The sequence below is a fragment of the Erythrobacter sp. K21-9 genome (assembly GCF_055808355.1).
Window position 1 is genome coordinate 1,089,018 of the sequence record NZ_CM147866.1, and the last position, 22,297, is coordinate 1,111,314.

General features: G+C 61.9%; 20 protein-coding genes and 3 pseudogenes. 6 read left to right on the forward strand and 17 right to left on the reverse strand.

The genetic code is table 11. From position 1 onward, the window contains the following. Window positions 1–22 precede the first annotated feature (22 nt). Window positions 23–1,228 carry a BaiN/RdsA family NAD(P)/FAD-dependent oxidoreductase gene (locus AC0L39_RS05485; protein WP_473261395.1) on the reverse strand — a complete coding sequence of 402 codons (1,206 nt, stop codon included), beginning with the start codon at window positions 1,226–1,228 and terminating at the stop codon, window positions 23–25. A gap of 119 nt (window positions 1,229–1,347) precedes the next feature. Continuing rightward, a complete protein-coding gene (locus AC0L39_RS05490) occupies window positions 1,348–2,772 on the reverse strand; it encodes a peroxidase family protein (RefSeq protein ID WP_473261396.1) in 1,425 nt (474 codons plus the stop codon). Between the two features lie 220 nt (window positions 2,773–2,992). On the opposite strand from AC0L39_RS05490, the pseudogene uvrC reads away from it, so the two are divergent. Further along, window positions 2,993–4,937, forward strand: a pseudogene (gene uvrC, locus AC0L39_RS05495) (excinuclease ABC subunit UvrC). A 79-nt stretch (window positions 4,938–5,016) separates the two neighbouring features. Then, entirely contained in the window at window positions 5,017–6,072 is a 1,056-nt protein-coding gene (locus AC0L39_RS05500) for a fatty acid desaturase (protein ID WP_473261398.1), read from the forward strand. Between the two features lie 95 nt (window positions 6,073–6,167). On the opposite strand, the pseudogene AC0L39_RS05505 reads toward AC0L39_RS05500, so the two are convergent. Together AC0L39_RS05505 and AC0L39_RS05510 are read right to left on the reverse strand one after the other, a co-directional pair. Next, a pseudogene (locus tag AC0L39_RS05505) lies at window positions 6,168–6,783 on the reverse strand (superoxide dismutase). 130 nt (window positions 6,784–6,913) lie between these two features. Next, entirely contained in the window at window positions 6,914–8,464 is a 1,551-nt protein-coding gene (locus tag AC0L39_RS05510) for a carotenoid oxygenase family protein (RefSeq protein WP_473261400.1), read from the reverse strand. A gap of 146 nt (window positions 8,465–8,610) precedes the next feature. Between AC0L39_RS05510 and AC0L39_RS05515 the strand changes: the two genes are divergently transcribed. After that, window positions 8,611–9,429 carry a universal stress protein gene (locus AC0L39_RS05515; RefSeq protein ID WP_473261402.1) on the forward strand — a complete coding sequence of 273 codons (819 nt, stop codon included), beginning with the start codon at window positions 8,611–8,613 and terminating at the stop codon, window positions 9,427–9,429. Window positions 9,430–9,662: 233 nt separating this feature from the next. Here AC0L39_RS05515 and AC0L39_RS05520 read toward each other — a convergent pair whose 3' ends face one another. The 7 genes and pseudogenes from AC0L39_RS05520 to hisG form a co-directional block, all read right to left on the reverse strand. Beyond that, window positions 9,663–10,580: an acyl-CoA thioesterase gene (locus AC0L39_RS05520; RefSeq protein WP_473261404.1), complete on the reverse strand. Its 918-nt coding sequence runs from the start codon at window positions 10,578–10,580 to the stop codon at window positions 9,663–9,665. A gap of 115 nt (window positions 10,581–10,695) precedes the next feature. Next, window positions 10,696–12,813: a sodium-translocating pyrophosphatase gene (locus AC0L39_RS05525; protein WP_473261406.1), complete on the reverse strand. Its 2,118-nt coding sequence runs from the start codon at window positions 12,811–12,813 to the stop codon at window positions 10,696–10,698. A gap of 184 nt (window positions 12,814–12,997) precedes the next feature. Continuing rightward, entirely contained in the window at window positions 12,998–13,288 is a 291-nt protein-coding gene (locus AC0L39_RS05530; protein WP_473261408.1) for a hypothetical protein, read from the reverse strand. After that, window positions 13,285–13,857, reverse strand: a complete 573-nt coding sequence (locus AC0L39_RS05535) for a thiamine-phosphate kinase (RefSeq protein ID WP_473261409.1) — start codon at window positions 13,855–13,857, stop codon at window positions 13,285–13,287. Before AC0L39_RS05535 ends, AC0L39_RS05530 begins: the two co-directional genes overlap by 4 nt. Before the next feature lie 38 nt (window positions 13,858–13,895). After that, complete coding sequence (nusB, locus tag AC0L39_RS05540) at window positions 13,896–14,363, reverse strand: transcription antitermination factor NusB (RefSeq protein WP_473261411.1); 468 nt, start codon at window positions 14,361–14,363, stop codon at window positions 13,896–13,898. Continuing rightward, complete coding sequence (hisD, locus tag AC0L39_RS05545; protein ID WP_473261413.1) at window positions 14,360–15,652, reverse strand: histidinol dehydrogenase; 1,293 nt, start codon at window positions 15,650–15,652, stop codon at window positions 14,360–14,362. The genes nusB and hisD overlap by 4 nt, the downstream gene beginning before the upstream one ends. Beyond that, window positions 15,652–16,339: pseudogene (hisG, locus tag AC0L39_RS05550) on the reverse strand (ATP phosphoribosyltransferase). Before hisG ends, hisD begins: the two are co-directional and overlap by 1 nt. A 103-nt stretch (window positions 16,340–16,442) precedes the next feature. On the opposite strand from hisG, the gene AC0L39_RS05555 reads away from it, so the two are divergent. Beyond that, window positions 16,443–17,378 (forward strand): DUF2332 domain-containing protein, encoded by a 936-nt coding sequence (locus AC0L39_RS05555; RefSeq protein WP_473261414.1) that lies wholly within the window; start codon window positions 16,443–16,445, stop codon window positions 17,376–17,378. Further along, complete coding sequence (locus tag AC0L39_RS05560; protein WP_473261416.1) at window positions 17,284–17,511, forward strand: DUF2332 family protein; 228 nt, start codon at window positions 17,284–17,286, stop codon at window positions 17,509–17,511. Before AC0L39_RS05555 ends, AC0L39_RS05560 begins: the two co-directional genes overlap by 95 nt. Here AC0L39_RS05560 and AC0L39_RS05565 read toward each other — a convergent pair. From AC0L39_RS05565 to AC0L39_RS05585, 5 genes are all read right to left on the reverse strand, one after another. Further along, entirely contained in the window at window positions 17,508–18,392 is an 885-nt protein-coding gene (locus AC0L39_RS05565) for an alpha/beta fold hydrolase (RefSeq protein WP_473261418.1), read from the reverse strand. The genes AC0L39_RS05560 and AC0L39_RS05565 overlap by 4 nt on opposite strands. Before the next feature lie 5 nt (window positions 18,393–18,397). Further along, entirely contained in the window at window positions 18,398–19,222 is an 825-nt protein-coding gene (locus AC0L39_RS05570) for an SDR family NAD(P)-dependent oxidoreductase (RefSeq protein WP_473261420.1), read from the reverse strand. Between the two features lie 57 nt (window positions 19,223–19,279). Next, window positions 19,280–20,119 (reverse strand): helix-turn-helix domain-containing protein, encoded by an 840-nt coding sequence (locus AC0L39_RS05575; RefSeq protein WP_473261422.1) that lies wholly within the window; start codon window positions 20,117–20,119, stop codon window positions 19,280–19,282. 137 nt (window positions 20,120–20,256) lie between these two features. Beyond that, window positions 20,257–20,715 carry an NUDIX hydrolase gene (locus AC0L39_RS05580; protein ID WP_473261424.1) on the reverse strand — a complete coding sequence of 153 codons (459 nt, stop codon included), beginning with the start codon at window positions 20,713–20,715 and terminating at the stop codon, window positions 20,257–20,259. Then, the gene (locus tag AC0L39_RS05585) at window positions 20,715–20,999 is read right to left on the reverse strand and encodes a BolA family protein (protein ID WP_473261426.1); all 285 of its coding nucleotides are present in this window, start codon (window positions 20,997–20,999) and stop codon (window positions 20,715–20,717) included. Before AC0L39_RS05585 ends, AC0L39_RS05580 begins: the two co-directional genes overlap by 1 nt. A gap of 117 nt (window positions 21,000–21,116) precedes the next feature. On the opposite strand from AC0L39_RS05585, the gene AC0L39_RS05590 reads away from it, so the two are divergent. Then, window positions 21,117–21,662, forward strand: coding sequence for a DnaJ domain-containing protein (locus tag AC0L39_RS05590; protein WP_473261428.1), 546 nt, complete (start codon window positions 21,117–21,119; stop codon window positions 21,660–21,662). On the opposite strand, the gene AC0L39_RS05595 is transcribed toward AC0L39_RS05590, so the two are convergent. Further along, entirely contained in the window at window positions 21,659–22,288 is a 630-nt protein-coding gene (locus AC0L39_RS05595; RefSeq protein WP_473261429.1) for a glutathione S-transferase family protein, read from the reverse strand. The genes AC0L39_RS05590 and AC0L39_RS05595 overlap by 4 nt on opposite strands. Between the last annotated feature and the right edge of the window lie 9 nt (window positions 22,289–22,297).

The following is a 22,297-nucleotide window of genomic DNA, read 5'->3' on the forward strand; positions in this document are numbered from 1 at the left end:
GGAAGGCTTCGCCGCAATGAAATTACCCGGCGATAGCCTCTGCGGCGGCCACTCCGCTCGCCCAGGCCCACTGGAAGTTGTACCCGCCGAGCCACCCGGTCACGTCCACCGCTTCGCCGATTGCATAGAGGCCGGGGACTGCTTTGGTTTCCATCGTCTTTGATGAAAGCTCGCCGGTGGCGATGCCGCCGATGGTGACTTCGGCCTTGGCAAATCCCTCTGTGCCATTGGGCGAAAAGCGCCAGTCGGCCAGTTTTTCCCCAGCCGCGCGCAAATCCTTGTCTGAGACGTTGCCAAGCTCGCGCTCGATCCCGATCCGATCGGCAAGCGCATCGGCCAGCCGGTCGGGCAGGTGTTCGCGCAGGACGGTTTTGAGGCTCGCCTTGGGCCTGTCGCGCTTCAGGCCGATCAGCCACTCCGCGTCTGCCTGCTCGAGGAAGCGGATGCCGATCGGCTCGCCGTGCCGCCAATAGGAGGAGATTTGCAGGATGGCGGGGCCGGAGAGCCCCTTGTGCGTGAACAGCGCGGCCTCTTCGAAGCGCGCCTTGCGCTTGCCGCTGCCTGCCGAGGCGGTGACCGGGGCCGATACGCCCGACAATTCGCGGAACAGCACGTCTTCGCCGCCCAGTGTCAGCGGCACGAGGGCAGGGCGCGGTTCGACCACTTTCAGCCCGAATTGCCGCGCCAGGTCATAGGCAAAGCCGGTTGCACCCATCTTCGGGATCGACGGACCACCGGTCGCGATCACCAGATTCGGCGCAGTGTAGGCCTGCCCGCTCGCCATGACGCCGAACGTTCCATCGAGATGCTCGACCGCCGTGACCTCGGCATCGCAGACCACATCGACCATATCCTCAGGGCATTCATCGAGTAGCATCTGCACGATCTGCTTGGCCGAGCCATCGCAGAATAGCTGGCCGAGGGTCTTTTCATGCCATTCGATCCCGTGCTTGTTGACGAGGTCGATGAAGTCCTGCGCGGTGTACCGGGCGAGGGCGGACTTGGCGAAGTGCGGGTTGTCCGACAGGTAATTGCCCGGGCCGGCGTGGACATTCGTGAAATTGCAGCGCCCGCCGCCCGAAATCAGGATCTTCTTGCCCGGTTTCTCCGCCTTTTCCAGAACAGCGACCCGCGCGCCGCGTTGGCCGGCTTCGGCAGCGCACATCAGCCCTGCCGCACCCGCACCAAGGATGATCGCATCATAGTGTCGCGTAAGGCCTGAAGACATGGCGCGGCGATAGGCGCGCGCCGCTCGATTGCCAATCGGGGACTGGACAAAAAGAGGCGGAGCAGGACCAGCCGGGGGCTAAACCTCGGTCCTGCTCCGCACATCATGACGGCAGCCGGTCAGGGCTGGGCCACCGTCACAAGCTTGCCAAGCGTGTTCCATTCCTCGCGCGGAGCCCAGTTGCGGTTCGCGCCGAGATATGAATGATCGTCGAGTTCGAGCAGGCCGATAATGACTTCCGCGACGATGGTCGCGCCTACCGGGCCGAGCCCTTCGCCCTTCTTCGAATTGCCATTCGGCTGGGCCCTGCCGACAGCTTCTGCCTCTGCAAGGATGTAGAGCCACAGCGGGATGCCTTCCTCGCCAAGGTCGCCATTCACGTTCCCGACCTTGTTGAGCGTCTTGTTGATATCGCTCTGATCCACCCCCATCGCCTGCGCAACCTTCTCCCCGGCTGGCAGCAGGAAAGTGTTGCCTCGCAGCAGGTTGCGGGTTGCGAGCGATTTTTCCGCAGCGCTGCCGGTCACGAACGGCAGGTCGAGCAGGTCGGCGGCGAGCAGCGTGTCGAGCTTTTGCGCGCGTTCGACCTGGCGGTTCTCGGGCGTGAACAGCAATTCGTGCCAATCGACCACGTCATCGGCGTTGGTCAGCGCGTCAAAGCCTTCGCCCAGTTCCGATCCGAACAGTTCGAGCCGCTGGCCGCCCTGCTGCACCTGCAGTTTCATAGGGATCATCGAGTGTCCGAAGCGGTATGCGGCGACGGAGAATTCGACCGGGATGAACGGCACATGCCCGCAATAGAACTGCCTTCCGCATCCAAGTATGCGCTCGACCACCGGCTCTCCGCATACATCGGTCAGGAAATCGTTCACGACCGCCCACTGGTAATGCCAGGTCGTTTGGCGGCGCGCCGCTTCGTAAAGGTCATGGCCTTCCAGCCCGTCTTCGCTGTTGAGGGTGTCGGCCACGTGATTGTGGAAGCGAATGATCGCTAGCTGGATCTGGCTGATGACACGGTTTTCGTCATTGCGCGGGTCGCCGATGATTGCACGGCCATTGGGCGAGCGAAGCAGGTCGCTTTCGGCGATGCCCGCCTGTCCTGCATTGTCCGCTCCGGTCAGCAGCTTGACCCCGCCAAACGCGTCGCCCTGTTCGTACAGATAAGGCTGCGCTTCGGGTCCGAGACCGTAAATGCAGTCGAGGTCGAGCGTCGGGGTGCGCACATTGGCGATCTCGCCCGGATCATCGACAACCGTGTCGAACGTGCTGGAGGTGTCGAGCGTGATGTCGTGATCGACGAACTGGCCGAAGAAGATCATGCCGACGGGGACATCCTGAGTGCGGCCCTTGTCGTCGGGATCCTGCATGTTGCCGCCGACCTTGCCGATCTCGATCAGGATTTCGGGCCGTGTGTAGGCCGGGGCCAGATCGCCGAACATGCGTCCGAACCGGTCGTCGCGCTGCTCGATCCCGTATTCGCTCATGCGACAATACGGTGAAAGCCCTTCTAGCGGCTTCATGCCATGATGATCAGAATTACTCACGAGCTTGCCTCCTGTTAACACAAGTTAGGCAACCCTTATTTATATTTATTGATTCGTAACTTAGAGTGGAATGGCTTTATAAATGTAAAGATTCGCCAATTGGTGTAAAATTGGCGACGAATTGATAAATTCGACTTGATTACTGTTTGTTATTTGGGGGCAAGGGGCGTCAAGCCCGCCCGGACTTCCATCTCCGCGCCGAGCGCCCTATCTGGCCTGTATGTCAAAGACCCCGGCTGGTACCCCGCACGATCCGAGAGGGGCCGAGCGCTTCAATGAGGAGCGCGCGGCCTACACCGTCTCGCGTGCGCAACCGAACCTGGAGGCGGGGGTGACTGCGATCCGTGAAACGGTGAAGACGCTGAAGCCGGTGCCGGGGGTCTACCGGATGTGCGATGCGCGCGGCGACGTGCTGTATGTCGGCAAGGCGCGCAGCCTGAAGGCGCGGGTGGCGAATTACGCGCAAGTGGCGGGCCTGACCGGGCGGCTCCAGCGGATGGTGAGCCAGTGCCGCAGCATGGAGATCGTCACGACCAATTCGGAGGCCGAGGCGCTGCTGCTCGAAGCGCAGCTGATCAAGCGGTTCCGCCCGCCGTTCAATGTCCTGCTGCGCGATGACAAGAGCTTTCCCTTCATCCTGCTGCGCGCCGATCACAAGTTTCCGCGCATCCACAAACATCGCGGTGCACGCAGGGCGAAAGGCAATTATTACGGTCCCTTCGCCAGCGCCGGCAGCGTGAACACCACGCTGAACGCCTTGCAAAAACTGTTTCTGCTGCGATCCTGCACTGACAGTTTCTTCAACAATCGCGACCGGCCTTGCCTGCTCTACCAGATCAAGCGTTGCTCGGCGCCGTGCGTCGACCGCATATCCGAGCAGGATTACGACGCGCTGGTCGATCAGGCGAAAGACTTCCTCGCGGGGAAATCGGGGCAGGTGCAGGCCAATCTCGAAAAGCAGATGGCCAAGGCTGCCGAGGAGCTGGATTTCGAGACTGCCGCGATCCTGCGCGACCGGCTGCGCGCGGCGACCTTTATCCAGGGCTCGCAGGCGATCAATGCCAGCGGGGTGGGCGATGCGGACGTGTTCGCGCTCGCGGCCAAGGGCGGGCATATCGCGGTGCAGGCGTTCTTCATTCGCGGCGGGCAGAACTGGGGGCACCGCGCGTTCTTCCCCAGCCACACGAAGGACGTCGAAGAGGCTCAGGTGCTCGCCAATGTCATGCTGCAATTCTACGAGGAAGTGCCTCCTCCGCCGACGGTGCTGGTCGACCGGGTGCTGCCCGAAACCGAGCTGATCGAAGCGGCCCTGACCGAGCTTGCCGAAAAGAAGGTCGTGCTGTCCGTCCCGCAGCGCGGTGACCGGCGCAAGCTGATGGCTCAGGCGAGCCGCAATGCGGTCGATGCGTTGGAGCGGCGGCTGGCCGAATCCGGGACCAAGGCAAAGGTCAATCGCGACCTGGCCGAATTCCTCGAACTCGACGCGCCGCCCGAGCGGGTGGAGGTGTATGACAACAGCCATATCCAGGGCGCGAAGGCGGTGGGCGCGATGATCGTTGCCAGTCCCGAAGGTTTCGAAAAATCGCAATACCGCAAATTCAATATCCGCGAAGCGCAGACCAATGATGATTTCGGGATGATGCGCGAAGTGATGAAGCGCCGCTTCACGCGTGCAATGAAGGACGATCCCGACCGTGAACGCGCAGGCGTGTGGCCCGATCTCGTGCTGGTCGATGGCGGCAAGGGACAGATGTCGAGCGTCATGGAGGTGCTGGGCGAGCTTGGTATCGATGACTTGCCGGTCATTGCCATTGCCAAGGGTCCGCATCACGGGCGCGAAGGGCGCGAGGTCTTCCACTTTCCGGACGAGCCGCGAGAAGACGCTGCCGACCAATTCGCAATTGCTGTTCCACCTCCAGAACCTGCGCGACGAGGTCCACCGCTTTGCAATTGGCGCGCACCGGGCCAAGCGCTCCAAGGCGATTACCGCGTCACCGCTCGATGAAATCCCCGGCATCGGCCCGGCACGTAAGCGCGCTCTGCTGCTGCATTTCGGGACTGCAAGCAAGGTCCGCGCAGCCGCGCTCGAGGACTTGCAGCGTGCGCCGGGGGTCAGCGACAAGGTCGCGCAGCAGATTTACGATTTCTATCATGCTGGCGGCTAGGATCGTCGGCGAAGAGCTGTCGTGACAATGCAGGAATTAGTGCCTACCTAAGTTCAAAGAACAGAATTCAAGGACGAATGTGACACACTATTCCCCCGTGAGCCCGGCGCAATCCGCGTCGCATGAAGCGCGCGATGCGCTCGACCCGCGCCAGCTCGCGCGCGATCTCTCCAAGTTCCGCACGCCCAATACGGCGAGAAGCTGGTGGGAGTTTGCGATCACGTTCGTGCCCTTTGTCGCGCTGTTCGCCGCTCTGCTCACGGCGGTGTCTGCCGGATACTACCTTGCGCTGCTGGCAACTCCGCTGGCGGGTCTGTTCCTGCTGCGGCTATTCATCATCCAGCACGATTGCGGGCACGGGGCGTATTTCGAGAGCCGCAAGATGAATGACTGGCTGGGCCGCGCCATCGGCGCGCTGACCCTGACGCCCTATGATTGCTGGCGGCGCTCGCACGCGCTGCACCATGCGAGCACCGGCAATCTCGACGCGCGCGGGTTCGGCGATGTCGATACGCTGACGGTGCGCGAATTCCGCGAGCGGTCGTGGCTGGGGCGGTTCGGCTATCGGCTGTACCGGCATCCGATCGTCCTGCTCGGCCTTGGCCCGGCTTACCTTTTCATGCTGCGCCACCGCCTGCCGGTCGGCCTGATGAAAGCCGGATCGATCTACTGGGTGAGCGCGATGGCGACCAATGCGGTGATCGCAGTCATCGCCATCGGACTGATCCTCCAATTCGGCCTGCTTGCAACCGTTCTGGTGTTCGTTCCCGTCCTGCTCACCGCGGCATCGGTCGGCGTGTGGCTGTTCTATATCCAGCACCAGTTCGAAGACGCGCACTGGGACCATGCCAAGCAATGGACGTTCCATGATGCGGCACTGCTCGGCAGTTCGCACCTCCACCTGCCTGCCGTGCTGCGCTGGTTTACCGCCAATATCGGCATTCACCACGTCCACCACCTTGCAAGCCGGATCCCGTTCTACCGGCTTCCCGATGTGCTCAGGGCGCACCCTGAGCTTGCCGAGGTCAATCGCTTCACGACCCGCCAGACGATCAAGCCGCTGCTGCTGACGCTGTGGGACGAAAAGCGCCGCAAGCTGGTGAGCTTCCGCGAGGCTGCCCGGCTGCCCGCTTAGGCGACCCGAAGAAAATTCTGCCCGCAATCAAAAAGCCCGGTCCGCTTTACGCGGCCCGGGCTTCGTTGTTCTTGCTGCCTAATGGCTGAGCTGTCTCATTTAGGGTAGGTCCAGGTGTCCCCGCGCGCGAGGTTGTCGCTGGCGAATTTCCAGTTCAGCTTGGACCCGACAACAGCGTCGAGATAGGCCGGACGCTTGTTCTGGTGGTCGAGGTAGTAGGCGCGCTCCCACAGATCAATCACGAGCAGCGGGTTCACCCCGTCATGGTCGGCGATAGTGTCGCCGTCATGCGTTTCCTCGATAGTCAGGCCGCCATTCTTTTCGGCGAGCCAGACCCAGCCGCTGGCAAAGTGACCTGCGCCGCGCTCTTTCAGTTTGTCCTTGAGGGCATCGACCGAACCGAACGAGCTGTCGATGAGCGTCTTAAGCTCGTCCGAAGGCGCAGTTTCTTCCGCCGCCATCGAATGCCAGTAGAACGCGTGGTTCCAGCTTTGGGCGGCGTTGTTGAAGAGGCCCTGATTGTCATTGCGCGCTGCCGATACGACAGCTTCCAGCGATTTGTCGGCGTGATCGGTGCCTTCGATCGCGGAATTGGTCTTGTCGATATAGGCTTGGTGATGCTTGCCGTAGTGATACGAAAGCGTCTCGGACGAAACTAGCCGGTTCAAGAGCGGTGTCGTTATACGGTAGGTCGATGAGTTTGAAAGCCACGGTGCTGCCTCTTCTTGTTGAATTTGGTGTCGCTGTAACTGCAACGCTCCGCCTTGGTAAAGGTTGCAATTCAGCGGCGAAGATCCCTGCGCGCATCGACCGGATGAGCGCAATCGCGCGCTACTTCCTGTCAGGCAGCCTTTTCGAGCGATGCCCTGCGAAACTTCGCATCGGCTTTCAGCTGACTGTGTTCGACCCATGTGGAATGCACTCCACTGGAAATCTTGTGCGGCAGGGCGAGGCGGCAGATCGGGCCCTTGGCAATATCCGACGCATCGAGGATGGCGCATTCGGACGTGCCGGAGTTTTCATCGATCAGAAAGGTGATCAAATAGCCTTCATCTTCCGATGACGTCGTGGTTTGTCCTACCGCTGCGCTGCTTGAGGATTTTGCCGGCTTTCTGGGCACCATCGGGCTTTCGCTCGCATAGACACCTTCGGGAAGCTCGTAGACCTGTTCCTCGCCCGTTTCGGTGTCGTGGCGAACATAGCCGTTGAACAGGAACCAGCCGGGCCGCGTCGTCGTCGACCAGATGTAGCGCGATTTCTGCATCAGGTAATCGGGATTGATCATGCCGAATTCGACGATGCGGTCGCTGAGCCGCTCTTCATGGCACTCCCCGGTCGCAAGATTGAACCGCCAACGGTGGAGGCGCGACTGGAACGAATGCTCGTCCACATACGCCATCATGTGACTGTATTCGCCGGCTTCCTCGATCGGGTCGGGCATCGGCTTGTCCTGATAATACCCCTCAAGCACGACTTCATCGCCCTCGGGACCGGATATTTCATAGGCATTGGTCCAATGCAGAACATAGGTTGGCGAAGCTTCGAACCAGCGGATGTCTTCGGGCTGGCCGTGGCGGGGGATAAGGGCAAAACGGGTCGGCACCCCGTCATGGATGCGCGCTGCGTGAATGTCGCGCTTCAGCAATTCCTCGTCCCAGAACAGCGGCATGTCGTTGAGGATCGACCAGTTCTTCGTGATCGCCATGTCATGTGGCAGGCGCGGACCGGAAAGCGGGATCGGCACGTAGTGGACCAATTTGCCCGCGCGATCGACCACTCCGTAATGCATGAAGGGCGCATGTTTGGAATAATTGAAGAACATCAGCTCCCCGGTCGTTTCATCCACTTTGGGGTGCGCCGAAACCCCATCGAGCGGCCCCCACGGAGCCTTGCCGAGATTGTCGAGCGTGACCGGATCCATCTGCCATGCCTCGCCGCATTGGTAGAAGGTCGCGAGCGCCACTCCTGCATGGACGACGATGTCGGTGCTGCCGGTATCCTTCAGGCTGCCGTGCGCGCCAAAACCGGGGCGTTTCGATAGGGCAGGCGGGTCCATCAGTCCGCCCCAAAGCGAACCGTCCGCAATCTGTTCTTCAGCGAAGCAATTCGTGCGCACGAAGCGGTTGCGATAGCTTGCTGTGCCGCCCGAAATGCTGACCTGATGGATCATCGCATCGCCATCGAAGGGGTGATGGCGGCCCAGCGGCTGGTGCACGGGGTTTTCGGTGTTGCGCAGGTAAATACCGTCGATATCGGCGGGGATCGCGCCTTCGATAACCTCGAGACGGTCGACATCAAGCTCTTCGTGAACCGGCGTCCACGGCCCGGACAGATAGGGATGGTTTGACGGCTTTAGCGTCGTCTTTACCGGCGGTTGGCGCGTGATCTGCATGATAAGGCTCTCCAGATTGGATCAATGCTAGCGCACCCGCGCGCGCAAGAAAACTGCGATAAAGAACGCCGACAAATTTGATCTGGATCAAAGCCATTTGGCGAAAATCAGGGCAAATTGATATCCAACAACAAAGGAGAGCCCCGATGAAATCTATTCTTGTTCACGCCGCCGATGACAATTGCATGGAAGCGCGGATGCAGGTTGCGCTCGACATTGCCCGCTCCACCGGCGCGCACATCACATTCCTGCAGGCAGTCAGTTTCGAGGTGTTCGCGCCCGGTGACTTCTACGGTTCTGCGATGGCCGCGGCGATGCCGCGCATCAGAGAGGCAGCCGAGGAATTGCGGCAGAAAACGGAGGCCGATCTCGCCAACGAGGATGCCGCATGGGAATGGCAGTTCATGTACGGCATGGCCGAACACCGCCTGCTCGAACAATCCGCGCTGCATGACCTGATCCTGGTCGGACCGCACGATATCGGAGAAGAAGGCGCGCACCGTCCCTCGGCCATGGTTGGTAACCTCGTGCTGAAAGCGCCCGTACCGGTGCTGGTCGTGCCCGAGGAAACCAAGCGGCTCGACCTCAATGCCCCGGTCATGGTCGCGTGGAACGGATCGTCCGAGGCATGCGTTGCGCTGCGCGCCGCCGTGCCGCTGCTGGCGCATGCGAGCGAGGTTCACCTCGTCAGCGTCGCGGAAGAAGACGACAAGCAACGCTTCGATTTCTCTGCGAGCGAAGGCGCGAAATATCTCAGCCGCCACGGGATCGAATCCGAGATTGTCGAGATCTCGCGCGGCGACGCGAAAATCTCCGACGCGCTGTTTTCCGCAGCGCAGCAGCGTGAATGCTCGATGATGATCATGGGCGCTTACGGTCACTCGCGGCTGGCCGAGATGCTGCTCGGCGGCGTAACCCGCCACTCGCTGACCGACCCGCATTTGCCGATGTTCCTGGCGCACTAGTCTTCTTTCCGCCGTCGAGCTTCGGGCGCAGCGCATCCGCGCTGCTTGGCTTCGCGACCAAGGGCGCGGCGCGCGGAAAGCAGGAGACCAGAAACCCGTTTTCCTACTCGCTCATGAGCGGGTATCAGCCAGCGGCTATTTCGTCGTGAGGGGGAGTTTGTGAGCCCGGAACATTTCACCCCCTGGACACTGTCTCATGTGTCTCATGCGCAGCGATGGGCGCCGCTTCAGGGTCAGGCCTTGGACTTGCGCTTTCGCATCATGCCTTCCTGCGCGACGCTCGCCACCAGATCGCCAGCCCGGTTGAAGATGCGCCCGCGATTGAAGCCGCGACCGCTGCCCGACCACGGCGCGTCGGTTGCGTAGAGCAGCCATTCATCGGCGCGCGCTTCACGGTGAAACCAGATGGCGTGGTCGAGGCTGGCACCGACCAGCTCGCCGCGCATCCATGAAAGGCCATGCGGAAGCGCGCTCGTGCCGAGCAGCGTGTAGTCGCTGGCATAGGTGATGATCGCGCGGTGGAGGGCCGGGTCATCCGGCAGCGGGGCTGCGGTCCTGAACCAGGTGTGGGCGCGCGGCTCGCGCGGTTCGGAGTTCATCCAGTGCAGCCGGTCGATCGTGCGCATCTCGATCGGGCGAGGGCGCAGCATGAGGGCGCGCTGCGCATCTGAGAGCTTGTCGCCGATCTTGTCCGCCATGATCCGCCGCATCTCCATGTCGGATTTCAGGTCCTCGGGCGGGGCGACGTCGGGCATCGGCGAATCGACATGCTCCATACCGTCCTCGGCAACCTGGAAGCTGGCGGTGAGGTTGAGGATCGGAGTGCTCGATCCGTCCTCGTTCTCCTGCGCAGCCACGACGCGGCGATTGGAGAAGCTGCGCCCGTCGAAATCGCGCTGGATGCGGTATTCGATCGGAATGCCTTCCTTGCCGCCGCGCAGGAAATAGGCGTGAAGCGAATGCGCGGTCTTTCCGTCTGCTACCGAAGCCTGCGCAGCCTGAAGTGCCTGCGCGAGCACTTGCCCGCCGAACACACGGCCAACGCCGCCCTTTTGCGGATGGCCCGAGTAGATATCGGCGGCGCGCTTTTCGACCGTCAGCAGGCGGACCAGCCCGCCAACGAGTTTTTCGGGTGTCGGTGTGTCGCTCATTCCTGCGCCCATGCGGGGGCATTGGGGCAAGGTCAAGATCGCAGCGCCCCGGCAAAGGAAAACCCCGCCCGGATCGCTCCGAGCGGGGTCATCGTCCGAAAAAGTCGATCGGAATTTAGTGAGTCCCGGCCAGCGCCGCGAGCAGAAGCAGCGCGACAATGTTCGTGATCTTGATCATCGGGTTCACGGCTGGGCCTGCGGTATCCTTGTAGGGATCGCCCACGGTATCGCCGGTCACGGCAGCCTTGTGAGCCTCCGAGCCCTTGCCGCCGTGATTGCCGTCTTCGATGTACTTCTTCGCATTGTCCCACGCGCCGCCGCCAGCGGTCATGGAAAGCGCCACGAACAACCCGCCGACAATCACGCCGAGCAGCAGAGCGCCCAGCGCCGCGAAGGCGTTTTCCTGACCGGCGAGGCCGTAGATCACGAAGTAGACAACGACCGGAGCCAGGACCGGAAGCAGCGAAGGAATGATCATTTCCTTGATCGCCGCCTTGGTCACGAGGTCAACCGTGCGGGCATAATCGGGCTTCTCGGAGTAATCCATGATGCCCGGCTTCTCCTTGAACTGCTCGCGCACGTCCTTGACCACATCGCCGGCCGCGCGGCCAACGGCGGTCATGCCCATCGCACCGAACAGGTACGGGAGCAGTGCACCCAGCAGCAGACCCACGATCACATACGGGTTCTCAAGGCTGAAATCGACGCTCGCGTCCGGGAAATAGGCCCGAAGGTCGGCGGTGTAGGCCGAAAACAGGACGAGCGCTGCGAGACCGGCAGAACCGATGGCATAGCCCTTGGTCACAGCCTTTGTGGTGTTGCCGACCGCATCGAGCAGGTCGGTCTTCTCACGCGCGCTGTCATCCAGCCCCGCCATTTCGGCGATGCCGCCAGCGTTATCAGTCACCGGACCATAGGCATCGAGCGCGACAACCATGCCGGCCAGCGCCAGCATCGCGGTCGCACCGAACGCGAGGCCAAGCAGGCCAGCGAGCTGGTACGCACCGATGATGGCGGCGATGATCACGATGGTGGGCAACGCAGTCGATTCAAGGCTGATCGCAAGACCCTGGATCACGTTGGTGCCGTGGCCCGTTTCCGAAGCCTTGGCGATCGAGCGTACCGGGCGGAAATTGGTGCCGGTGTAATACTCGGTGATCCAGATGATGATGCCGGTCAGCGCAAGGCCGATAAGCGAGCAATAAAACAGATCCCTGCCCGTGAATGGCACCATGTCGGTGCCCGGGTTGAGAACTGTGTTCATGTCGATACCTACCGTGCCGAGCGCATATTGCGTGACAAGGTAGATCAGCGGAATTGCAAGGATCGCAGTGACAAGGAAGCCCTTGTACATCGCGCCCATCACATTGGTTCCTCCGCCGAGGCGCACGAAGTAGGTGCCGATGATCGAGGTGACGATGCACGCGCCGCCAATCAGCAGCGGCAGCGCCATCAATGGCAGCAGCAGGTCGCCCACTTGCGTCAGCAGCAATGCGGTCAGAACCATCGTCGCACCCACGGTGACGACATATGTCTCGAACAGGTCGGCAGCCATCCCTGCACAATCGCCCACGTTGTCGCCAACATTGTCGGCGATCACGGCGGGGTTGCGGGGGTCATCCTCCGGGATGCCGGCCTCGACCTTGCCGACGAGGTCGGCACCGACGTCAGCGGCCTTGGTAAAGATACCGCCGCCCAGACGCGCAAAGATCGAGATCAGCGATGCGCCGAATGCGAGGCCGATGAGGCCATCAATCACGATGCGGTCGCTCGGGCTCAGACCCATCGGGCCGACGAGCACATAGAAGAACACGGCAATCGCGAGCAGGGCGAGGCCAGCCACCAGCATACCGGTGATCGCGCCGGCACGAAACGCCAGTGTCAGACCTTCTTGCAGACCAGTGCTGGCCGCCTGCGCGGTGCGCACGTTCGCCTGTACGGAAATGTTCATGCCGATATAGCCGGCCACACCCGAAAGCAGCGCACCGACGACGAAACCGACCGCCGGGACGAGGCCGAGGAACACCCCGACGATGATTGCAACGACCACACCGACAATGCCGATTGTGGTGTACTGGCGGTTCAGGTAAGCCTGCGCACCTTCCTGGATGGCGCCTGCGATTTCCTGCATTTTTTCATTGCCGGTGCTCGCACTCAGCACTTGGCTGCGAGTGATCACGCCGTAAATCACGGCGAGCAATCCCAGCCCGATTGATATCAGAATTAGGTTCACGAATTATCCCCTCTCGTGACGCGGAAATGTATTGGGAATTGCGCCTGATTAAAGATCCCGCTTTTTGATTATGCGGCGCAAGGGCGCACAGTCATACGGGCTTGTCACAGGCTGACAAGCCTCAAACGCGCGCGTATGCGCCCGTTTCACCAGTTTTGGCAGGGCAGATGCGCGCGCGGAGCGTTCAGCCGTGCTGATAGCCGAGGCCTTCGGGGTCGTCGATCGGATCACCATCGAGCACCAGCGGCGCTCTCCCGCGCGGCTCTGCCGTACCGATCATCGTCGCCGGAACAGGCAGCGCGTTTCCTTCGGGTAGGGTGAACAGCAGCTCGTAATCATCGCCCCATCGCATGCATTCGTCAGCGCGGTCGGGGTCGGCTACCGGCGCGCTGGCGCTTTCGACCGCTATCGAAATGCCGCTGGCATGCGCCATGCGAAAGACGTCGAGCAGCAGGCCGTCGGATACGTCCATCATGGCTCCCACATGCGGGGCAAGCGCCTTGCCTTCCGCCATCCGCGGCGCGGTCGATTGAACGCCTCCAGATGCTCGTCAAAGCCTTCAAATCCGAGCATAGCGCGCCCGACGGTTCCGGTGATGAAAACGCCGTGCCCCGCTTGCGCGCCGCTACGCGAAGGGACTGGGCGGGAAGTCGCCCTGCCGATAGCGGTCAGGCTGAAAGTGCTGGCCCCGGTCGCGGCGATCGTGTCTCCGCCCATCAGCGGCACATTGTAGGCAGTGAGGACCTCGCGCAGGCCCTCGATGAAGCGTTGGTCGTTACCGCCAAGCGCATGGCCAAGCAGCGCGCCGATTGGCTCTGCACCCTTGGCAGCGAGGTCGGAAAGATTGAGAGCGACGAGCTTCCAGGCAACGTCAGCAAGATCGGCGTTGCGCCTGTAATGTGTGTCTTCCGCCATCAGGTCGTGATTGAAGATGAGCGTTTCCTCGCCGATCTCGATCAGCGCGCAATCATCTTTCAGACCGCGCGATCCCTCATGCAGCGGCAGCGTGCGCAATGCCGCGAGAAATTCGCCCTCAGTCATCATACCGCGAGGTGTAGCATGACCGTGCACGCCTAGGGAAATCAGCGGCGCGCTTCCTTGGCGACCGCATCGAGGATGCCGTTCACGAATTTGGCTTCGCGGTCATCGAAGAACGCCTTCGCGACATCGACATATTCGCTGATCGCGGTCGCCGTGGGGACGTCGGCGCGGGCGAGCAGCTCGTATGCGCCGCCGCGCAGCACCTGGAGCATGGTCTTGTCGAGGCGCACAAGCGTCCAGCCCGCTGCCAGCTTTTCGGTAAGCAATGCGTCGATCTCATCGCGGCGCGCATCGACGCCGCGCACGATGTCGTCGAAGAACTGCGTTTCGGCATCGGCGAACACTTCGCCTTCGTATTCGGCGTCATCGACTTCGCGGCCCAGCCGGTGCTGGTGAAATTCGTTGAGCAGCTTGGCGAGCGGGGTCTTCTCCATCTGCTGCTGGTAGAGCGCCTGTACGGCGGCGAGGCGCGCAGCCGAGCGGGCGGCGGATCGGGCGGTCGTGTTCATTTGGATCTAAGCTCCACCGATTTGGCGTGCGCAGGGAGGCCTTCTGCATGGGCGAGGGCAGCGGCGGCCGGGCCGATGGCTGCAAGCGATGCTTCATCGAGCCCAAGGAAGCTGGTGCGCTTCATGAAATCGAGCACTGAAAGCCCGCTCGAAAACCGCGCGCGGCGACCGGTCGGCAGGACGTGGTTGGGCCCGGCGACGTAATCGCCGATCGCCTCTGGCGTCATCCGGCCAAGGAAGACACTGCCCGCATGCTTGATGCTCGACAGCATCGGTTCGGGGTTGTCGACGGCAAGCTCGACATGTTCGGCGGCGAGCCTGTTGGCGAGCGCGGGTGCTTCGGTTTCCAGGTCGCCGACCTCGATGATTGCGCCGTTGGCCTCCCAGCTGGCTGTGGCCGTGTCGCCGGTTGCAAGCTGCATGATCTGCAGACGCAGGCAATCGCGCACGAGCAGGCCGAAAGAAGGATCGTCGGTGATCAGGATCGATTGTGCCGTCGGATCGTGCTCGGCCTGGCTGAGAAGGTCGGCGGCAATCCAGTCGGGATCGTTCTTGCCATCGGCGATCACGAGGATTTCGGATGGCCCGGCAACCATATCGATGCCGACCACGCCGTAAAGCTGGCGCTTGGCCTCGGCGACATAAGCGTTGCCTGGGCCGGTGATGACGTCGACCGGCTTGATCCGCTCGGTGCCGTAGGCAAGCGCGCCGATGGCATGTGCGCCGCCAACGCGCCAGATCTCGTCGATCCCGGCTATGTGAGCGGCGGCGAGGACGAGCGGATTGCTCTCTCCGCGCGGGGTCGGGGTCACGACGACAAGCCGCTCGACGCCCGCAACCTTCGCCGGGATCGCATTCATCAGCAGCGATGATGGATAGGCCGCGCGCCCTCCCGGTACATATAGACCTGCGGCATCGACTGGACGCCAGATCGCGCCGAGGCGCACACCGGCATCATCGATGTAGTCGCGGTTCTCCGGCAGCTGCGCCTCGTGATAGGACCGGATCCGCGTGGCGGCGAGTTCGAGAGCATCGCGCAGCTCGGTATCGAGGCTCGCATACGCTTCCTCGCAGCGCTCCGGCGTGATCAGCCAGTCTTCGTCGGCAGAAAGCGGATAGCTGTCGAAACGCTGGCTGTATTCCACCAGCGCATGATCCCCGCGGCCTTTGACGGATTTCAGGATGTCAGAAACCTGTATCGCGACATCGGCGTCGGTTTCGCGCCGCGCATTGACGAAGCTGTCAAACTGCTTTTCGAAATTGGGATCGAGAGTGGAGAACGACTGCATCAGGCGGCCTGCTCTGTTCGTGCCTGCGCGACGGCGCGAAAGGCTGCGACCAGTTCGGCGACGCGCGGGTCCTGTTTGAGCGCGGCCCGGTTGACGATCAGCCGCGCTGAGATGTCGATGATGCGGCTCGTTTCGACAAGCCCGTTCTGCTTCAGCGTGCGCCCGGTCGAGACCAGGTCGACGATCTGGCGCGCCAGGCCAAGCGAGGGGGCAAGTTCCATTGCGCCGTTTAACTTGACGCATTCGGCCTGGATACCGAGCCGCCTCGAAATGCTTGCGCGTGAGGTTGGGATATTTGGTCGCGACGCGCAGGTGACTGGCGCGTGAGGTTTCATCCGGATCGCTCGCGAGCCGTGCAACCGACAGGCGGCAGTGGCCGATATCGAGGTCGACCGGCGCGTACAGGTCGGCATAATCGAATTCCTCGATGACGTCGGAGCCGACAATCCCGATCTGCGCCGCTCCGTGCGCCACGAAGGTCGCAACGTCGAACGCGCGCACCCGGATAAGGCGCATGTCCTTGCGCTCGCAATCGAAGGAAAGCGCGCGGTTGGACTTGTCGTGAAAGCCGTCTTCGGGCACGACGCCGGCGCGCGCCATTACCGGCAGCGCTTCGTCGAGAATGCGCCCCTTGGGCACCGCGAAGGTCAGCTGCCCGAATGTGTCGTTTGCCTGGTCGGTCGTCATTGCGCATCTTTTGTCATTGCGCGGGCGCACTTAGGCACTGCCACGCAAAAGGGCAATGGAAACGCGCGCGATTGGGGAGGTTTGCTTGGGCACGGAAAGCATCATGGCCATCGAAGAATTCGGGCATGCGCTTGAATGGCAGGCGGTCCATGCCGAAGAAAACGGCGCGTCCTGTACCGCGCGGGTGATCCGCGCGCTTGCAAGAGTGCGTGACGGCGACACAGCCACCGGCAGGCGGATCGCCGGGTGGGAGGGGCTGACGCTCAAAGACGCAATGCCGCTGCGCATGGCGGGCGGGCTGCATCACTTGCTCTTGTCCGGGCAGGATGACCGGCTGGCGCGGGTCTATAGCGGCCAGATCACCGATCAGGGACGGGTCGATGCTTTGGTGTGCGACCTCGTCGAAACCTACGACACGCAGCTGCTCCCGTGGCTAGACGGACCGCCGCAGACCAACGAGGCAGGCCGCGCGGCGAGTATCATGAGCGGATTGCTCTGGCTCGCTCAGCATACCGTGCCCAAATTCGAGCTGTTCGAATTGGGCGCTAGCGCGGGCGTGCTGACCATGCTGGATCGCTACAATCTCCGGCTGGGCGCAACTGAGGTCGGGCCATCGAATTCGCCAATGCAGATCGTGCCCGAATGGCGCGGAGAGGGCGCTCCGCCTGCCGCACCAGAGGACTTCGAAATCCTCTCCGTGAGAGGCTGCGATGTCACTCCGATAGACTTGTCCGATCCGGACAGCGCGCTGCGATTGAAGAGCTATGTCTGGCCCGATGCGCCGGGCCGCATGGCGCGGATCGATGCGGCGATTGAGCTGGCGAGCGCCAACCCGCCAGATCTCGTGAAGCAGGATGCTGGAGATTTCGTCGCCGAAATGCTCGCCCGGTACGCAGTCCGAGCGGACAACACGGGCGATGTTCCATTCGATCATGTGGCAATACATGCCTCCCGAAACGCAGGAAGCGATCGCGAGCGCTTTCGACGCAGCAGGGGCAAAGGCCTCGCCCGCGCGCCCACTCGCATGGATTTCACTTGAAACCGATCCTGCGACGTTCCGCCATGAATTGAAGGTACGGCATTGGAACGGTGACGACGCCAATGGCGAACCTGTTCTGCTCAGCCACGCTCACCCTCACGGCGCGTGGGTGGAGTGGAGCGGTACTGGCTAGCGCAGAAAATCTTCCATCGCCGCGTTGACCTTCTCGGGCGCTTCCCAAGGGACGAAATGGCCGCAATCGGGCACTTGGACGACAGTCAGCGGATCGACGATTTCTTCTAGCCCTTGCAGGTTTTCCGGCGGCAGTGCGAGATCGTCCAGTGCCCAGATCACAAGCGTCGGGATGGTCAGCTTGGGCAATTGCGGCGGGGCATAGCCTTCCGGAACCTTGAACGGGGCGTCCATCGTGGGCACGTCGATCAGGCTGGCCCGGTAGTAATTGAGCATTCCGAACGCCGCATCGCGGTTCTGCCAGTCGCGCAGCAATTGGTCGCGCTCTTCGGGCTCCATCGCGCCGGGCCGGTCCCATTTGACCTCCTTGAGCAGAATACCGGTCAGGCCCTGATCCTTGATCAGCGGATCATTGGCCGGATCGCGAAACCCGCGAATATACTGGCTCGCCTCGCGCTGACCAGGATGGGTGTAGAGCAGCTTCTGGAATATCGCGGGATGCGGCGCATTGGCGATGACGGCGCGCTCAACCCGCATGTGCTGGCCGCCCAGCGCCACGCCCCACGCAATCGCGCCGCCCCAATCGTGACCGACAATCGTGAATCTCGGGATCGACAGCGCATCGGCGAGCAGGAAGATATCCCCGATCAGCTTGTCCGGCGTGTAGGCATCCACCTCTTGCGGTTTGGACGACCCGCGATAGCCGCGCTGGTCGGGCGCGATGCAGCGATAGCGGTCCTTGAAATGCGCGATTTGATGCCGCCACGTGCGGTGGCTTTCAGGGAATCCGTGGAGAAAGATGAGCACCGGCGCATCGACTGGCCCTTCATCGACCACATCGAGATGCATCCCGTTGGCGAGTTCGACGCGTTTCTGTTCCATGGCCGTCAGCCCTCGCTTTCCATCTTTTCCATATAGCCGTTCGCGACCATCCGCTCGATCTGGTCGAATAACTCTTCCGGCGCGCGGCGCAATTCGCCCATGCCAGCCTCGGTCCCTTGGGCGACGATGATTTCGCGCTCGCCTGCGGCCATACCGTCGAGCATCGCCTTTGCCGCGTCGTCGGCGGGAATGCCTTCATCGATCACCTGGTCGCTGCGCCCGCGTTTGCTGCCATCGCCAACCATTGCATTGCGCGCGACATCGGTCGCGACCGAGCCGGGGTAGATGACATGGACGCTTACCCCGGTTTGCGAGAGCTCAGCGCGCAGGGCGTCGCCATATCCGGCAAGCCCGAATTTAACCGCGCTATAGGCGGTGCGCATGGGCACGCCGACCTTGCCCGCGATGGATGAAATAAAGGCGAGAGCGCCTGAGCCGCGCTCCACCATGTGTCCGATAAGCCCTTGCGAGAACGCGATCTGCGCGGTGAGGTCGATATCGATAATGTCGCGGTAGACTTGCATGTCCGTCTTGAGCGCCCGGCTGCGCTGCGACACTCCGGCATTGGCGAATGCAACATCGACGCCGCCTTTCCAGGAGATCGCCTGTTCGGTGGCCTCGGCAAGCGCGGCGTCATCGCGGACGTCGAATGGCAGGATCAGCGTCTGAGTGTCGTTTCCGGCACAATCCGCCGCCACTTTGGCAAGCCGCGCCTCATCGCGGCCCGAAAGTACGACATTCGCGCCGCGCGAAGCCGCGTCCCGCGCGAGCGCCGCGCCGATCCCAGAGGAAGCGCCTGTGATCCAGACGACCTTGCCGGTGTAATCCATCTTCGTATTCTCCAATCTCGAATAACGACCCAACCGGCCATGCCTGTGCCCGTACTGCTAATCTTCGAACTTGCTCTCTTCGCGCAGCTTTAGGCCCGCAGTTTGCAGCGGCGTGACAGCTTTCTTGAACTTGCCGGGCGTCATGTGGGCGAAGCGCTTGAACTCATGGTTCAAATGGGATTGGTCGAAGTATCGCAGTTCTGCAAGGATGCTTTCATCGGGGCTGCTCAAACCGCGTATGGCCGCCGCGATATCGAGGAAGCGGCTTCGTCTCAGAACAGCCTTTGGCGTCAGGCCGAAATGCACCTTGCAGCGCCGCTCCATCTGCCGGACCGACAGGCCGATCTGCTCCGCAGCATCTTCGATGCGGATGGTGGAATTGACGCGCGCGATTTTTTCGAACTCGGCCATCTCCGCATCGGTTTCGTACCGCCCGATCGCTTCGATCCGCTTCCAAAGAGCGTGTTCCATTGCCGCGACCTTGCCGGCGTCATCGGTCGCCGCCTCGACATTCCTGAGCATCTCGCGGGAATCTTGCCACAGCATCGTCTCGAGGCCGATCAGCTTGTCGACAAATTCGTGATGCGGACGCCGTGCAACGCATCGCCACGCGCTGGGCCGAACTGCAAACCCAGCCACTGCGAAGCTGCCTTTGACGCGAACCAGAAAAGGGAGCTGGTTCGATCCGAACAGCAGGGTTTTGCTGGGGTTGGACCATTTGCCCGGCGCAACTTCTCCGACCCACTCACCTTTGAGCAGGCACCTGACAAATGCCGTTTCGGAAAGCAGGAAATCCTCGATTACGAAATCGTCGGGTAGCTCGGCCTCGAAAACGTAAAGGCGCCTAATATACGGCCTCAACCGCTCGGACGGACGATAGGTTCGCGACAGCAGCACCTTTTCGTCTTCTCCCCCGACCCAATTCGAGCGCCCGGCAGCGGGCGTCTGCGTTGTTAAGCAGCATTAGGGAACGTGGCTGCTGAAATTGCAAGAGCCCGATCTGTTGTTGGCGGTTTCTTACAAGCCGTCCGGGCTTATCTGCGCGCGCCGTGCGCTTCGATCAGTTTGGCAAGGTTTTCTGGAAACAGCGCCTCGTGCCAGTCGCAAAGCTCATCGCGCGTGAACCAGCGGTGCTGCGTCATCAATTTCTGCTCGAGCTCGGTGTGATGCGAGATGTCGATTTGCGCTTCGGGAGTGCGGACAAGGAAATAGCGCTCATCGCCTTGCACCGGCTCTCCTTCGACGGTGACGAATTCGGGCGTGGTGCGCGCGATCTGGCTGCCGGGATGAGCTGTGATGCCCGTCTCCTCGAACAATTCGCGCCGCGCCGCATCCTCGAAACTTTCGCCCGGTTCGCATGCGCCGCCCGTCGTCACCCAGAAGGGCGGACGTCCCGGCACATCGAAGCGAAACATCAGCGCGCGCTCCTGCGGATCAAGCACGATGATCCGGGCCGAACGGCGCAGGCGCTTTGCCGGGTTGAGGTCAGCCATCAAGCCTGCGTTGCGCTGTCTGGCGCGCTCGCCTTGATCGCGACTGCGTGGACACGTTCACCTACGATGTCGCCGAGCGCCGCGATCACCGCGCGTTGGCGGGCGAGGCGGTTCATCGGTGCAAACGCATCAGCCTCGATCACTATCGTGAAATGCGATTCGCCCGAACCGTCATCGCCCGAATGGCCCGAATGGCTCGCGCTGTCATTGATGATCTCGAGATTGGAAGGCGCGAACGCCTCGACCAGGCGCTGCTGCATTTCGTCTGCGATAGTCCCGCTCATTCCCACTTGTCCTTTTTGCAATCACGTTCCGCTTGGAATTTGGGACGCAAGTTACCATTCTCAACCCTTATGCCTTCCGCAAAGTTCCACGTACCGCCATGAAAGCGACGAGCGTGTATGCGAGCATCCGACCTGCCGCGACGCGGGGAATTTCGCGCGCCCGGCTACCAGCCCAACGGGTTCGACGGACCGGGCGAGTGGCGGTGGTTCTGCCTTGAACATGTGCGCGAATTCAATGCCGGTTATGACTGGTTCGAAGGGATGAGCGCGGAGGAAATCCTGTCAGCGCAATCACCGGCCAGCGGCTGGCGCACCGAAAGCGCGGCGTTCTCGCCCAAGGCTGCGGTCGATGGAATGCCGCGCTGGGCCGATTTCAACGATCCGCTCGATGCCATTTCCGCACGCGCAAGCGGTATCCGCAGCCGGGCCGAGCGCGAGGCGAGAATGGCGATGGACGGGCGCTTTTCAAAAGACGAGGCCGAAGCGCTGGAGACGATGGGCCTTGGCAGCAACACCGACAGACGCCGCCTGCGCCGGCGTTATTCGGAGCTCGTCAGGCGCTATCACCCGGATCGCAATGGCGGAAATCGCCAGTACGAGGCGCGGCTGAACAAAGTGGTTGAGGCATATCAGCTGCTTCGCCAGAGCAAGGCTATCGCCTAACTGCCTGCGGCTTCCTCGATCAGCTTTTGGTCGACCGCCACCGCCTCGATACATTTTGGCCGCTGGGTGCAGCGTTCGACGTAGGCCTTGAAAGCGGGCGTTTCAGGGATCGAGCCAAAGCGCAGGCCCCAGATGAACTGGCTGCCGACATAGGTATCGGCCATCGTGAAGCGGCTACCGGCGGCGAAGTCGTTCTTGGACAGCCAGCCATCCATCGCCGCGAGCGTTTTTTCAAGGCTGCCAAAGCCCGCCATGCCGACGCGCTCTTCGGGCACTTCCCAGTCCATAGCCTTGGCGATGACCGCTTGTTCCAGCGGCCCGGCAGCGAAAAAGAGCCAGCGATAATAGGCTGCCTTTTCGTGGGTGTCGGGGAGCAGGCCGGCATCGGGATGCGTTTCGGCGAGGTAGTGATTGATTGCTGCCGCTTCGGTGATCACGTGATCGTGATTTCCGTGATGGTGGACGAGGGCAGGCACCTTGTTCATCGGATTGATGTCAGTGAAATTGTCTGGCCGCGAGGCGAAATCGAAGACAACCTGTTCGTAGTCCGCGCCCGCTTCGTGCAGCGCCCAGCGCGAAATCTGCCCCCGGCTCATCGCGACGGTGTAGAATGTGAATTCGGCCATAATGTCCCT